Source organism: Ruegeria sp. YKSD179 (assembly GCF_059612885.1).
On record NZ_JBXWRL010000017.1, the window covers coordinates 24,703 to 38,641 of the forward strand.

Sequence of the window (13,939 nt, forward strand, 5' to 3'; positions counted from 1 at the left end):
TAGATTACATAGGTTCTGGACCTATAAACGGGTCCCGGCGTCAACGGCTGCTTTGACTCAGACCAGACACTGGCGAAAAATACGGCTATGACCGAGTTGCGGACGAAGCTGACCTTGGCTACAAAAGCCATCTGCCCCCGAATCTAATTTTTCGGATACCGCCCTGAAATTAATTTCTTGCCACCGGCTTAGAACGCATGCGACCCGCAGTTTCTCTTTCCGCGCGTTTGCAACGAATGGGTGGCAGACCTTGGTCAATCAAGGCCATGTCCTCGAGAACCATATCACCCATCTTTTTGAATGCAGTGTCTATGGCGCCGGCGCGGTGCGCCGACTTGATAAGACCATGTAACGAGCGCCCTCTATGATCAAATGGCAGAGGCTCGTCGGGCCAAACATCGGAGGCTGCAATTATGTGGTTCCGCTCTATCGCGTCTAGCATGGCTTCAAAATCGACCACGTCTGCTCGGCTTAAAAGAATAAAGGCTGCCGACGGTCGCATTGCTGCAAATTCTTCTTCCCCAATCAATCCGCGGTTCTCGGTTGTAGCTGCGGCAAGCACAAAAACAAAGTCAGACTCGGTTAAAACCTCAATGAGGTCGGCTGGGATAACTTGGTGATCTTCAAGAACTGAATTTGGTAGCCATGGGTCGAAGACTCTGACGTTGCACCGGAAACCCACGAGCAAGCGGTGGAGTGCTCGGCCGATGTCCCCAAAACCGATCAATCCTATGTCAGCCTCCGTTAAAAGCCGAGCGGAGGAATTGCCATCTCCGCCCCAGAGTTCCCTTCCCGATCGGAAATCGGCATCAGCTTGGCTAATCTGCCTTGCGAGATCGAGTGCGAAACCGAGTCCAATCTCCGCCACTGGTACGGCAAAGACTGAGCCGGTTGTGAGTACATAGATGCCCCGGTTGAATATCTCTTCGTAAGGCATGTTATCCAAAAGGTTCGATTCTACGTTAAAAACCGCCTTCAGCGAACTCATCTTTGCGAGAGCTTCGGAAGGTATCGGCGGTTGACCCAGTACGTATCGGGTATTTGCAAGTAAGGCTTCGCCAAGCCCAGCGACGGCGTCTGCTTCAGTTTCGTGCAACTCATAGCGTGCGCGTAGTTCTGACAACTTCTCAGGCGTGAATATCAAATCAAGGCTGCGCGGTTCGGGAGCGCAAATCACTAACGGTTTAGATTGTTTCGTCACTCAAACGCCCCCAACGTAAATCGGTATTCATCACCACACTCTACAAACGATTCCGTAGAGAGTAACCTGACTTTCAAGACTAGTACCCTCCAAGACAGTTTTGAGCCATGTGAGTACGCAAAGTAGCGGTTGGTCTCCAAATTTTCGGAGCACTGCAAATTTAAGAGATTTGTAATTTTCTTGCAGGAAAGAGAGATCAATGGTGTGATTGACCCCGCCACGGGGGAACAGGGCCAAGTCTGTGTCCGATAAGAATGCCCGGAAATGCAAACCTCCATTGGCGATAAATGGGTTGGGCTAAATACCGATCCGATACTAAGGGAGGAAAAGTCTTGAAAAGAACAACAATGACATTGGCTGGGTCACTAGTTGCACTCTCAGCATCACTCAGCGCCGCTCAAGCTGACAAGCTTACACTGTATTGCTCGGCCCAGGAAGATTGGTGCCAACTGATGGCGCGAAGCTTCGAAGACGCAACGGGGATCGACGTAAACATGACTCGTAAATCTTCTGGTGAGACATTTGCCCAAATTCGTGCTGAAAGCTCAAATCCGAAAGGTGACGTCTGGTGGGGAGGAACGGGAGACCCGCATCTTCAAGCCGCTGAAGAGGGCCTGACAATGGAGTATATGTCGCCGATGCGCGATCAACTTCATGACTGGGCAATTTCACAGGCCGAAAGTGCAGGCAACAAGACGATCGGAATATACTCCGGCGCGTTGGGTTACGGTTACAATTCCGACTTGCTCGCTGCTAACAACCTGCCCGAACCCGCATGTTGGAAAGACCTACTGAAGCCTGAATATAAAGGTCATGTGCAGATGGCGAACCCGAATTCTTCGGGTACCGCATACACGACATTGGCTTCGATGGTGCAGATATTCGGTGAGGACGAAGGCTTTGAATTCATGAAAGGCCTGCACTCCAATATTAACCAATATACAAAGTCTGGTTCTGCTCCGATAAAGGCAGCGGGACGCGGTGAAAACACCATCGGCATTGTCTTCATGCACGACGCAGTTAAGCAAGCCGTCTCGGGTTTCCCGGTAAAGGTCGTTGCGCCGTGTGAGGGCACGGGATACGAGATCGGTTCCATGTCGATCATCGACGGTGCGCGCAACGAAGAAGAAGCCAAGAAATTCTATGACTGGGCGCTTAGCACTGACGCTCAGAATTTGGCACTGCAGGTCAACGCGTTCCAGGTGCCATCCAACAAAGGTGCCGAGACATCCGAAAGTGCGCCTGACATGAGCCAGATCAAACTGATCGACTATGACTTCAAGAAATACGGCTCGTCAGACGAACGCAAGCGGCTGCTACAGAAGTGGGACGAAGAGGTTTCGGTTCTGCCTCAGTAAGTGACTGAAGAAAAGACAATAACAGCCCACCCAGTGCTAATCTTCTGGATCATCGCTGGGTGGGTCGGCTTCTGCCTTCTGCCATGGTACATGGTAGAAGATGGGCTTTGGTCATTCGCGTGGTTGGTGGATGGCTATCCGTTTGATGAGGACTATGCTCCAGCCCTCTTTTTGATAGGACAAGCCGAGAAGCTGTGGCTTGCGCCATTGCTAATCCCGTTAGTACTTCCGCTACTTGTGCTGAACAGGCCAAAGTCCGATCCTCGATACGCACGTATTCTGGTCTTAGCAGGTGCCTTGGGTTTTGGCTGGCTCATTGCACAAGGCTTCTCGATAGGCATCAGGGGCTTTAACTTCGAATGGCTGAACGCATTGTTCGGAGAGCCGAAGATCCGTCAATTCGGAATGGGATACGGCGCCATGATTTGCGCGTCGGCGTTTCTGTTCCTGCTTACCCAAGGAATCGCGGCACGCGGCGCGATCAACGGTGATGTTTTCGTCGTTAGTGCAATCGGAGGCGTGATTACAATTGTAACTGCATTTGTGTTTTACCCGATTGCCAACATGCTGTTTTCGGCATTCATAACAGAGGACGGGACTTATTCCGTATCGGTATTCGCGTCGAAGTTCTTTGATAATCGACTCTGGGGGCTGGGCTGTTTTGCCGGCGCAAAATGTGGGGCCGCTTGGAATTCACTCTTTCTTGCCATTCTGGTTGGGATAATAACGACTTCGCTCGGTTTGTGTTTTGCATTGGTCGTCACAAGGTCGGGGTTCCGCTTCAAAAGGGGAATGCGAGCGCTTACGGTCTTACCGATCATCACGCCGCCTTTCGTGATTGGGCTGGCATTAATCCTGTTGTTTGGTCTTTCCGGGTCAGTCACTGTTTTCTTTGCCGAGCTCTTCGGTATTCAGCCCACTCGTTGGCTCTACGGGATGCCGGGAGTGCTGATTGCGCAGACCCTTGCCTTCACACCAATTGCTTTCCTTGTCCTGATTGGCGTTGTCGAAGGTGTGTCCCCCTCGATGGAGGAGGCTGCACAAACATTGCGTGCGAACCGGTGGCAGACCTTCAAAACGGTCTCCTTGCCATTGATGCGCCCGGGTTTAGCAAATGCCTTTCTTCTCGGCTTTATCGAATCCATGGCGGATTTCGGAAACCCACTGGTTCTGGGTGGCAATTTCGACGTTTTGTCGACCGAAATTTTCTTCGCCATCGTTGGCGCTCAGTACGATCAAGGTCGAGCTGCAGTGCTGGCCATGGTTCTTTTGTTCTTCACACTGTCCGCCTTTTATGCGCAGCGGGCTTGGTTAGGAAAGAAGAGCTACACAACCGTGTCCGGCAAAGGAGACGCAGGTGTCCATCCGTTGATGCCGAACGGTCTGGCCATTCCGGTGTTAGCTATCGCACTGACATGGGCGCTGTTTACAGCAATAGTCTATGGGATGATCATCTACGGTAGTCTTGTTGAACTTTGGGGTGTCAACAACTCGCTGACACTTAAGCATTATGTGACAGCCTTCTCTGTTCGATTTGAAGAAGAGGGGATTCGCTGGACAGGGGCTGCTTGGGACAGCTTCTGGACAACCATCACCATTGCTGCAATCGCGGCACCATTGACGGCCGCGGTCGGGTTGGTGAATGCTTACCTGCTTACAAGGCAAAGCTTTGCAGGCAAGAATGCTTTCGAATTCGGAACTATGCTGTCCTTCGCTATTCCTGGGACGGTCATCGGCGTCAGCTATATCTTGGCATTCAACGTACCGCCGATAGAAATCACTGGGACAGGCGTAATCCTTGTGGTTAGCTTCATATTCCGCAACATGCCGGTTGGCGTGCGGGCGGGCATCGCATCCATGTCACAGCTCGACAAGTCTTTGGACGAGTCCTCGTTAACGCTCGGAGCCAACTCCTGGCAGACTTTCCGACGGGTAATCCTCCCGCTACTTAGGCCAGCAATCTTAGCCGCGCTCGTCTACAGCTTTGTACGCGCCATGACGGCCATTTCGGCAGTAATTTTCCTAGTGTCTGCCGAGTACGATATGGCGACCAGCTATATTATTGGGCGGGTCGAAAACAACGACTACGGACTTGCTATCGCTTACTCGACCACATTGATCTTTGTCATGCTAGCGGCTGTCGGGTTTTTGCAGATTCTCGTCGGCCGCGTTCAGATTGGACGGCGCACACAACTCGGGGCAGAGAAAACGACATGACTGATCAAAAGATTGCAAGCAAGGCTGCTCCGGTGGTGTTTGAGGGTGTTTCGAAAGTATTCGGGAAAGATGTGGTCGCAGTTGATAACATCGACCTAAAAGTTGAAGCAGGAAAACTGGTCACGCTGCTGGGCCCATCGGGGTGCGGCAAGACTACGACTCTCCGAATGATCGCGGGGCTGGAGATGGCCAGTTCCGGTCGCATCCTGATAGGCGACCGCGATGTGACAAGACTGCCTGCTACTGATCGCGACGTATCGATGGTATTTCAGTCCTATGCCCTTTTTCCCCACATGAGCGTAATAGAGAACGTCATGTACGGGCTGACATTCTCCGGATATGACAAAGGTGAGGCTCGGTCGCGTGCGTTGTATGGGTTGGATCTCGTTGGTTTGAAGGGATTCGAGGGTCGATTGCCCAGCGAGCTTTCTGGCGGGCAACAACAACGCGTCGCGGTAGCCCGGGCCTTGGTGCTGGAACCGCAAGTCCTGCTTTTTGATGAACCATTGTCGAATCTTGACTCGAAGCTCCGCCGGCAAGTGCGTGAAGACATCCGAGCAATTCAACAAGACCTTGGCCTGACGGTCGTCTACGTGACCCACGACCAAGAGGAGGCCCTTGCCGTCTCAGACGAAATTGTCGTTATGCGCAACGCCTCCATCGCTCAAATTGGCACGCCGCGGCAGCTTTACGATGCCCCAATAGACCGATTCGTGGCAGATTTTATCGGTGAAGCGAACCTGATCAATTGCAGAATCGTATCAGTTGAACGTGATCAGGCCACAATTGAAATCGAAGGGTATCGGCATAGACTACCAGCTCGCGGGTTGAGCAAAGGACCAGCTACTTTGGCGGTGCGCCCCTCCCGGATTGTAATTGGCTCTGACGCCGGCATCACCGCAGAAGTAGCCAAGGCCACATATGTGGGCGTCCGGATGGAGTACACATTAAAAGGAACTTTCGGGCAGGTCTTCGCGGTGCAAGACGATGTGGACGACCCACTTGAAACGGGGACTGCTATCAAAATTTCATTTGCTGAGCGTGGACCTGTCTTGCTGCCGGGCGGATAATCTTGGGCAAGCTTATAGTCATTTCTCACCCAGAAGTTGTCGTCACGCCGGGTTCGCCGATCACCGAATGGGGGCTGAGCGACCTCGGCCTTGAACGCGCAAAGACGTTTGCGAGATCCAGCGTGATGTCGTCGGTTGGCGCGATCTGGTCTAGCTGCGAGCGCAAGGCACTTGAGACGGCTTCAGTTCTTGCGCGAATGCATAATCTAAAGCCGAATTCCGATCATCGCTTGGGCGAGAACGATCGCAGTGCGACTGGATTTTTGCCAATCGGTCAGTTCGAAGCGGCTGCGGATGCGTTTTTTGCCGCACCGGGGTCAAGCTTTCGGGGTTGGGAAACTGCAAACGCAGCGCAGAAAAGAATAGTTGAAGCAGTGACGTCAATCGTTAAGGTTCACGATTGCAAAGACCTCGGCTTAGTGACGCATGGTGCGGTCGGAACGCTTCTTTGGTGCCACCTCTCAGGCGAGAAAATCGATCGTCGATTTGATCAACCCGGTCAGGGTCACTATTGGAGCGCTGATCTAGAAAACCTCCGCCCTGACTTCAGTTGGCGCTCAATCACCTAGTTTAGTCAATACCCCAAGCCTCATCGCAAATGGCTATCAGCGTCTCGAAAACCTTGGGTGGTCCAGCAATAACACGACCGCCCACCCGGATCATTTTTTTTGCGTCTTGATCCTCGACCAACCCACCCGCTTCTGCAACCATCAACTGGCCGGCAAGACAATCCCAAGCGTTCATGTGCTCTTCGACATAGCCCAACAACCGTCCAGCAGCAACGTAAGCCAATGACAGTGCGCCACTGGCATTGCGATGATAGAGCGCTCCTTTTTCGACGAGCGCTGCAATGACTGGAACGACATTGGTTGCTTCAACCCGATTAGAATAGCCGACAGCAATGGTTCCGCATGCCAACTCGACATCTGATGCAACACGCATCGGCTGCCCGTTTAAAGTCGCGCCTGCGGCCTTGGTAGCGACATAGGTTTCGTCGACATTTGGTTCGTGGATGACGCCAACCTGTGTACTACCATCTGAAACAACTGCCAACACAATCGTCCAGGCGGGTATGCCGTGGATGAAGTTTGTTGTTCCGTCAATCGGGTCGATCACCCAATCAAAACCACTTAAGCCTCTCTTTGCCTCGTGCTCTTCTCCAAAGACCCCATCTTCGGGGTAAGCTTCGCTGATCTTTTGCCTAATGAACGTCTCGACATTACGATCCGCTTCGCTGACCCAGTCCTGAGCGCCCTTCTGATCGACAACCAAATTGTCACGATTGGTGAAGTAGGATAACGCGAGGGCACCTGCTTCCGCGGCGACAGCAATAGCGAATTTTCGCCGTTCTTGGATGTCATTCATCGTCGAAACCGTTTCTGAGCACTGCCTTTTTCGCAAACAATAGATGATCGGGCTCGATTGTGCCACTGTAGCGAATGGAAACTTGTTCTAAGAATGCTGAACAGCTGTTTCACTCTAGGCAAGGGCGGATCTTAGGTGCGCAGCGAGTGATCGTTGCTAATGCTATGAATTTCAGCTTTGGGCTCGGTGCAGACGTTCGGCAGAATTCAGTGAATGTCTGCTGCGCGGACATAACCGACGTTGGCTTTCTCGGTTGGAACAGCTTAGCACCCTAGTGACGGCCCACTGGTTTCTGTGTTTACTATGCATACGAACTTCAAAAATTCGAGAATTCCTCGGAGAAGAAATGCAGGGCGCACACGGGATCAGAAGGTTAGCTGCAATCGCCGCAATCGATATGGTCGCGTATAGTCGGTTGATCGAACAGGACGAAGCGGACACGCTCGCGCGTCAGAAGGTCATTCAGAAGGAAGTGATTGAGCCACTGGCATCAGAACATGGCGGTCGGATCGTCAAAACAACTGGCGATGGAGCGTTGATCGAATTTGATAGCGCCGTTAACGCGGTTACATGGGCGGCTGCATTTCAACGTCGCATTGCAAATCTCGAGATCGACAGCGAAGAACACAAACGCATTGCTTATCGCGTTGGCGTCAACGCCGGCGAAATTGTTGTCGATAACGAAGATATTTTTGGAGAAGGCGTAAACTTGGCTGCCCGGCTCGAAGCTTTAGCTGACGGCGGCGGTATAATGATCTCCGAAGGTGTCTTCAGAAATGTAAATGGCAAGGTGGAATTGGGTTTCGCTGATGTGGGTGAGCAGTTCGTCAAGAATATTGCGCAACCCGTTCGCGCCTATCGCGTATTGCTGGACAATAACGATGCAGGAAAGTTTGTCCCATTACCCAAGTCGGCAGTATTCAAGCGAAAAAGCATATTCGCGGGCGCTGCTATATGCGCTACGGCTGGTCTGGCTTTACTCGTATACATCTTTGTTTTTCCTAAGGAAGAACCCCAGGTTTCAAGGCTTCTAGTCGTTCCGTTCGAAGCCGACTCCCCTTCGGAACAAGTATTCGCTGATGCAGCTACAGAGAACTTACATTTGTCTTTTGAGCGTCTGAAGCAATTGGAGATGGCGCCTTACAGTATCGCAAAATCTTATGAGGGAATCGACGTCGACGAAAGTGAAGTGGCACGGGATCTGGGCGTTCGTTACGTCTTGGATGGTTCAGCAAAATCGAAACACGGGGTAATTGAACTTCACGCTCGACTTCGGGATACATTGGCGTCGGGCGACGGCGTGGTTTGGGAGGAGGTTTTTCAGGGAGAGGCTCATCAACTGCTGGACATGCTTGTCAGGGTGAAGCTGAAAGCGGCAGGCGCAATGGAGGCAAAGCTCAACGAAGTTGAGCGGAACATTCTGGAAAACCGACCAACGCAAAACCCTGTGGCTTACGTGGCATATGCCAGTGGCAAGAGGCTTCTAGATAGTAAAGACTTCACAGACATCGCAAAAGCGCTTCCTTTGTTTGACGAGGCAATATCGATGGACCCGCAGTTCACCGACGCTAAGCTGGGGAGTGCCGAAGCCAATTTTCAGATATGGGAGGGTAGCTTCAATACGATTAAGTTTACACTTGACGCTAAGACAACATTCTCCGAATTGATTGAGCAGGTTCTTCAAGGCGATCCGCGCAATCCTGAAGCCACAGCCCTAAAGGTTCGTGCTCTCTTAGAGCAACTCGAACCCGACCGTGCTCTTGCTCTGGCGAGGGGCTCCGTTTTCAACAATCCAACCAATTCTATGCTGCGCCTTGTTCTCGGAATGAGCCTGACCTCCGAAGGAAATTACGAAGGCGCAATTGCGGAATTTCAAGAGTATGAGCGACTATCGCCAAGGCTAAATTCTGGCGAAAAGGGAGATCTGGCGTGGAACTACTTGCGCGCTGGCGACAGCAGAAGAGCGTTGGAGCTACTGAACAGTATCCCAGAAGAAGAATTACGTGAGCAGCACCATCGGAACCTCGCAGAGGCGAATTTTCGGGAAGGGGACACCAAGGCTGCACAGGCTTACATGGAGTTGTTTCTGGCAAACAATGTCTGGCTCAATCTAAACTGGATGAAGCCTTGGTTTGCAATCTACAAGGATCCGCACGTTTTTTCCGTGTTCGAAGAAGCGATGTTGGGATCGGGACTGCCTGAGTGGCCATTCAACTTTGGCGACGGCCGCGAGGCCGACCGGATCGCTCATGATGAATTGGTTCGTTTGCATTCAGATGCTTTCGACGAACAGCATTACGTTGGTCCGTTCGGCGCTCCTTATTCAGAGGAACGAAATTCAGATGGAACGATAGTGATGAATTTTGATTGGATGAATGGAATACCATTGTCCGGAACGTGGAGGATTGTTGGCGATCAGGTATGCCGAAACATCCCCTCCGTGCACCAGGGGCGCGATCTGTGCCATTTCCTCTATCTCGACCCTGAGAAATCAACTGATGACCAGTGGTATGTTGCGGCTCCTTGGTCGTTTGGCATCGTGAATTCCGTGTTCGCTAGGACTGACAAGTGATACGAAACAAGCCGCCCACCTCGCTCTTTTGCTCTCACCTCGTGGAACCGACCTATAGGTCGGAAACTCTTGGCCTCTGAACTTCGGCTTTGGGCTCAGAGCGGTCGTTCGCTGTGAACGACTGATCTGCGGACAAATTAGCCGTTCGCTACCGCGCGGCACTGGGCAGTAATACTGTCAGACTAAATGAATACCGCTTCGCCGTTTGCACTAGTGGCTTTTCTTCGATGCATAGTTGATGTGTAGCTCACAGGTCAGGTCTTCTGTGAAGAGCTAGTATCGCTGGTACAAGGCTCTTCTTCGGGATCAGCTGCCGAAAGCCTCTCACCACCACTAGCGAGTTCTTCGTTCGTCGCGGCATAGTCGGGTGACCCAATTGGTGGATAGGAGAGCTGATCCTCCATTTTAGCTTCGTCCGGACTGGAAAAGCTGGGGAAAGGCAGACGGTTGCTTCGCCGCCACTTGTCAACTTCGTCGCCGGCCTTGGTGCTTTTTTCAGAATCGAGCCCGGCATCGCGGCTTAAATAGAGTGTGCTAGACGGAAAAGCGAAACTTGTACCGGAAGCTTCCACGATGTCCTTTATGCGTAGCATCACATCCTCACGGACAGCATAAAAATCATTCCATTCCCGCGTGCGTGCGTAGATCCGGATATGGATGTCTAGCGAACTTGCGCCGTAGCCGTAGAACCGCACTCGGATCGTATCGTTGTCGATCCTTGGGTGCCCGAGGAACATTTCACGGATCTTGGCCAGGACATAGCGCAGCTGGTCAGCGCCAGTCTCGTAGCGCAAACCGATCACGTGATCGATCATCATTTGGTCGCATTCGGCCCAGTTTATCAGCTCCATGTCAGCAAACTGAGCATTGGGGATTGTGATAAGTGTCCTATCTAGCGCACGAATCTGCGTCGAGCGTATACCGATCGTCTCGACCGTTCCGCTTCTATCACCGAATGAGCAAAAATCACCAACCCGGATTGGCCGATCTATGTAAAGAATAAAACCACCAATCAGGTTCTCAAGTGTCGGCCGGACCGCCAAGGCGACCGCGATCCCGCCGATGCCCAAACCGGCCATGACACTTAGGACTGGAAGCCCGAGAGCGTCAGCTCCGAAAGCGATGACGATGATCGCAGCGATTGCGCCAATAACCCGACCGATCAGTCGAATCATGTTTCTGTCTATGCTTTCTTGTTCGCTATTTACACGCTGCATGAATCCTTGCGTCGCAGCGATAACTAAAAGCCAGACGATGTATGCTAGCGCAATGTAGGTGACAAAGGTTTGAACTAAACTAACAAGCGACGATAGGCGCCCGACTACCAACAATTGATTCTCAAAAAATCGAGCTAGAGAACTGGCCGCGATTATCACTACAACTGGAGATAGAATTCGCAACAGCGTGCCGGAAAGTACGCTTTTGGTGGAATAATTACGTGTCACCTTATGCCAGAGTATCAGTGCGGATGAGACTAAAAGTATGGCAACCAGACCGATTATTACCTTCCAATATGGTGTATCTAAAATACTTTTTGTAAGTGCTGACGGGACGTTTCTCTGCAACCAACCAGGTATCATCGGTCCCGTGCCCTGCAATAATTCCGTGCGCCAGTCGTCTATGCGGACCTCTGGCTTTGTTTGAAAATGAATTACTGAGCTGTGGATCCGGGGCGCAACCTGCACCGTGTCCGAACTAAATAGAAACTCGAGTTCACGCGACCCATCCATCATTTGAACAATTTTCAAAGGGGTGCCAGGAATTCGATAAATCCCCCGACCATTGCTGTCAAAGGAATCAACACCAGGCACATCCGATAATTCTGGCAGCGGCACTCTAGCAATAATGTTCAATAGATAACTGACTGTCTCGATACTGGTAATTTGCTGTGCTGCGGGCGGAACTTTGGAAAGGTCGATTAACGAGGACAGGTCGCTTATCAATTCCCTAACACGTTTTCCGTTCGCTCGATTTCGTTGATTTCGATAGACTTCGACTGCATCTTCCAGAGAAGCTCGCAGAGTTAGTAGCTTTCTGAGTGTTGCGCGTGGGCTCTCGTTGTTTAGAGCAGCCAGATCCAATGCCGCGGATTCATCTAACCGCTCTTGAGCGATCGCTCCAGAATTTGGGGTAAATGCCAAAACTACCGATAGCGCAATCAGCGTAAACCAAAAGCGTCTTGCATAAATTGTTGCGCTTACGTAGCTCCTAATAACTAATTCCCTTTCGCGTGCCATTCGGTAAGTTGGCCGTTAATTGCTGTATAGCGTGATATCACATATACGCCGTGAAGGTAGTTCGAACCGGCTTTGGGTCCATTAGTACAGTTTAAAAGGTTGATGGAATTCAAATTAGAAACTGTCTTAATTCAACTAGAGAAGCTGACCCATATAAGTGCTAGTTTCTTTCTGACTTTAAATTCCGGCCAGAAGTTAGTGACTTTGAAATTCCAAGACGCTCACGATCTGGCCAAGTTGCATGGTCTCCCAAAGAACGCGTATCTCATCGTCGAGAAATTTCGGGACGAGACGCTGGCTAAAATCGGTCTGGAGCCCGAATTTATAGCGGTCACCAACTTAATTATTTGAATTGCGGCTTTGGGCTCAGTGCTGTCATCTGACGGTTTCTGGCGGATGACCGGTGTTCCTTGCTGAGCAGACATTGCTGTGGCTGATTCCATTCATTGTGGCTTCGTGATTCAACAGCGAGAGGGGGATTGTTCATGTCGCATCTTTACTGGCTTCACGAAGCACACTTGAAACGCATTCAACATCTGTTCCCGAAGCCTCGTGGTGTTGTGCGGGTCAATGATCGCCGCGTTCTCAGCGGCATCATTCACGTCATTCGTAATGGCCTGCGTTGGCGGGATGCTCCGTCCGATTATGGGCCACACAAGACGCTATACAATCGGTGGGCTCGATGGTCCCAGATGGGCGTCTTTGCACGCATCCTGACGGAATTGGCCGCTCAAGGAGATGCAACAGGCACGCTAATGATTGATGCGACCCACCTGAAGACCCACCGAACAGCTTCCAGTATGGGGCTTAAAAAAGGGGGCGTGGCCGTCTGATTGGCCGCACCAAGGGTGGGATGAACTCCAAGCTGCATGCCGTTACCGATGCGTTGGGTCGTCCAATCCAGCTATTCCTGACAGCCGGGAACGTCAGCGATTACATCGGTGCACGGGCGCTTCTACCTTCACTGCCTACGGCGAACTGGATGTTAGCGGATCGCGGCTATGACGCTGACTGGTTCCGCGAAGAATTAAAAGAAAGATGCATCAAACCCTGCATCCCATCCCGCCGTAACCGCAAAGACATCATCCCACATGACACCAAGATTTATCGAAGCCGTCACAAGATTGAGAACATGTTCGGACGGCTGAAGGATTGGCGCAGGGTCGCGACACGCTATGACAGGTGCCCTATAATCTTCCTGTCTGCCATCGCCCTCGCGGCAACGGTATTGTTTTGGTTATGAGTCCAGACCCTAGTTGCCGTGTTTTAACCAGTTTCGGGGGAAATTATGAAAAAGACTAAAATAGCTATCATAGGCGCATTTACGGCATCAATGATCCTAGCGGCACCTGCTTTCGCAGTTATAGAAGAGCCGGATCCTGATCCGGAACCAACTACAAGAGGCGATAACGGTTGGGGTAACGGACCCGACAGCACCAACGCTGGAAGCTTTTCCGGAGGCACAGCGTCATCAAAGAGTACAAACGGTACAGAACGGAATGACAGGAATTATCCTGATGCTCTAGATAAGTTCGACGGGCGTTAAGATTTGTGTGGCGGCAGCGCTTTATCGGTGCCGCCAACCCAGAATAATGTATTACAATCAACGATTGTCCAAAAATCTGTGAATTGCGGTTGAGCATTCCAAACTAACCTGTTGGAGACGCCGCAAGCGCTGAAATTGCTGATCAATAACAGAGGCTAACACTTTTGTCGTGTAGGTAAGTGCACAACATTTCTGCAATCTTTGGTCATACATTCAGCCGAAAACCCGTCTACTGTAATGACGATAAATCCAACCTAAAACCAGCCTAAGACTTGCCGCACTTTTGCTGAGCGATGATGTGCGCAATGCATAAGCGCGCTGCTGCGAACGGGGGCGTGGAAAGGGCGATCAGATAAGTGATATATTTATGGTG

The 13,939-nt window shown here is 51.4% G+C and carries 10 protein-coding genes; 7 read left to right on the forward strand and 3 right to left on the reverse strand.

Annotated elements, in window-relative coordinates:
* Nucleotides 1–169: 169 nt before the first annotated feature.
* Nucleotides 170–1,201, reverse strand: coding sequence for a hydroxyacid dehydrogenase (locus tag AC2FNE_RS10885; protein WP_170606170.1), 1,032 nt, complete (start codon nt 1,199–1,201; stop codon nt 170–172).
* A 332-nt stretch (nt 1,202–1,533) separates the two neighbouring features.
* Here AC2FNE_RS10885 and AC2FNE_RS10890 point away from each other — a divergent pair, with 332 nt between their 5' ends.
* The 4 genes from AC2FNE_RS10890 to AC2FNE_RS10905 are packed head-to-tail and all read left to right on the forward strand — an operon-like array spanning nt 1,534 to nt 6,415.
* Nucleotides 1,534–2,559: an ABC transporter substrate-binding protein gene (locus AC2FNE_RS10890; RefSeq protein WP_170606168.1), complete on the forward strand. Its 1,026-nt coding sequence runs from the start codon at nt 1,534–1,536 to the stop codon at nt 2,557–2,559.
* Nucleotides 2,560–4,776, forward strand: coding sequence for an ABC transporter permease (locus tag AC2FNE_RS10895; RefSeq protein ID WP_496805359.1), 2,217 nt, complete (start codon nt 2,560–2,562; stop codon nt 4,774–4,776).
* The gene (locus AC2FNE_RS10900; protein WP_496805360.1) at nt 4,773–5,846 is read left to right on the forward strand and encodes an ABC transporter ATP-binding protein; all 1,074 of its coding nucleotides are present in this window, start codon (nt 4,773–4,775) and stop codon (nt 5,844–5,846) included. The genes AC2FNE_RS10895 and AC2FNE_RS10900 overlap by 4 nt, the downstream gene beginning before the upstream one ends.
* A gap of 2 nt (nt 5,847–5,848) precedes the next feature.
* A complete protein-coding gene (locus tag AC2FNE_RS10905) occupies nt 5,849–6,415 on the forward strand; it encodes a histidine phosphatase family protein (protein WP_170606163.1) in 567 nt (188 codons plus the stop codon).
* 1 nt (nt 6,416) lies between these two features.
* On the opposite strand, the gene AC2FNE_RS10910 is transcribed toward AC2FNE_RS10905, so the two are convergent.
* Nucleotides 6,417–7,211 carry an inositol monophosphatase family protein gene (locus tag AC2FNE_RS10910; protein WP_170606161.1) on the reverse strand — a complete coding sequence of 265 codons (795 nt, stop codon included), beginning with the start codon at nt 7,209–7,211 and terminating at the stop codon, nt 6,417–6,419.
* A 346-nt stretch (nt 7,212–7,557) separates the two neighbouring features.
* Between AC2FNE_RS10910 and AC2FNE_RS10915 the strand changes: the two genes are divergently transcribed.
* Nucleotides 7,558–9,783: a tetratricopeptide repeat protein gene (locus AC2FNE_RS10915; protein ID WP_496805361.1), complete on the forward strand. Its 2,226-nt coding sequence runs from the start codon at nt 7,558–7,560 to the stop codon at nt 9,781–9,783.
* A gap of 254 nt (nt 9,784–10,037) precedes the next feature.
* On the opposite strand, the gene AC2FNE_RS10920 is transcribed toward AC2FNE_RS10915, so the two are convergent.
* Nucleotides 10,038–11,864: a mechanosensitive ion channel family protein gene (locus tag AC2FNE_RS10920; RefSeq protein WP_496805362.1), complete on the reverse strand. Its 1,827-nt coding sequence runs from the start codon at nt 11,862–11,864 to the stop codon at nt 10,038–10,040.
* Nucleotides 11,865–12,505: 641 nt separating this feature from the next.
* Between AC2FNE_RS10920 and AC2FNE_RS10925 the strand changes: the two genes are divergently transcribed.
* Nucleotides 12,506–13,263, forward strand: a protein-coding gene (locus AC2FNE_RS10925) for an IS5 family transposase (protein WP_496805363.1) whose coding sequence is annotated in 2 segments (ribosomal slippage) — nt 12,506–12,842 and nt 12,842–13,263 — 759 coding nt in all. Because the reading frame shifts where the segments join, the coding sequence is not laid out codon by codon here.
* A gap of 45 nt (nt 13,264–13,308) precedes the next feature.
* Nucleotides 13,309–13,566: a hypothetical protein gene (locus tag AC2FNE_RS10930; protein WP_496805364.1), complete on the forward strand. Its 258-nt coding sequence runs from the start codon at nt 13,309–13,311 to the stop codon at nt 13,564–13,566.
* Nucleotides 13,567–13,939: the final 373 nt, after the last annotated feature.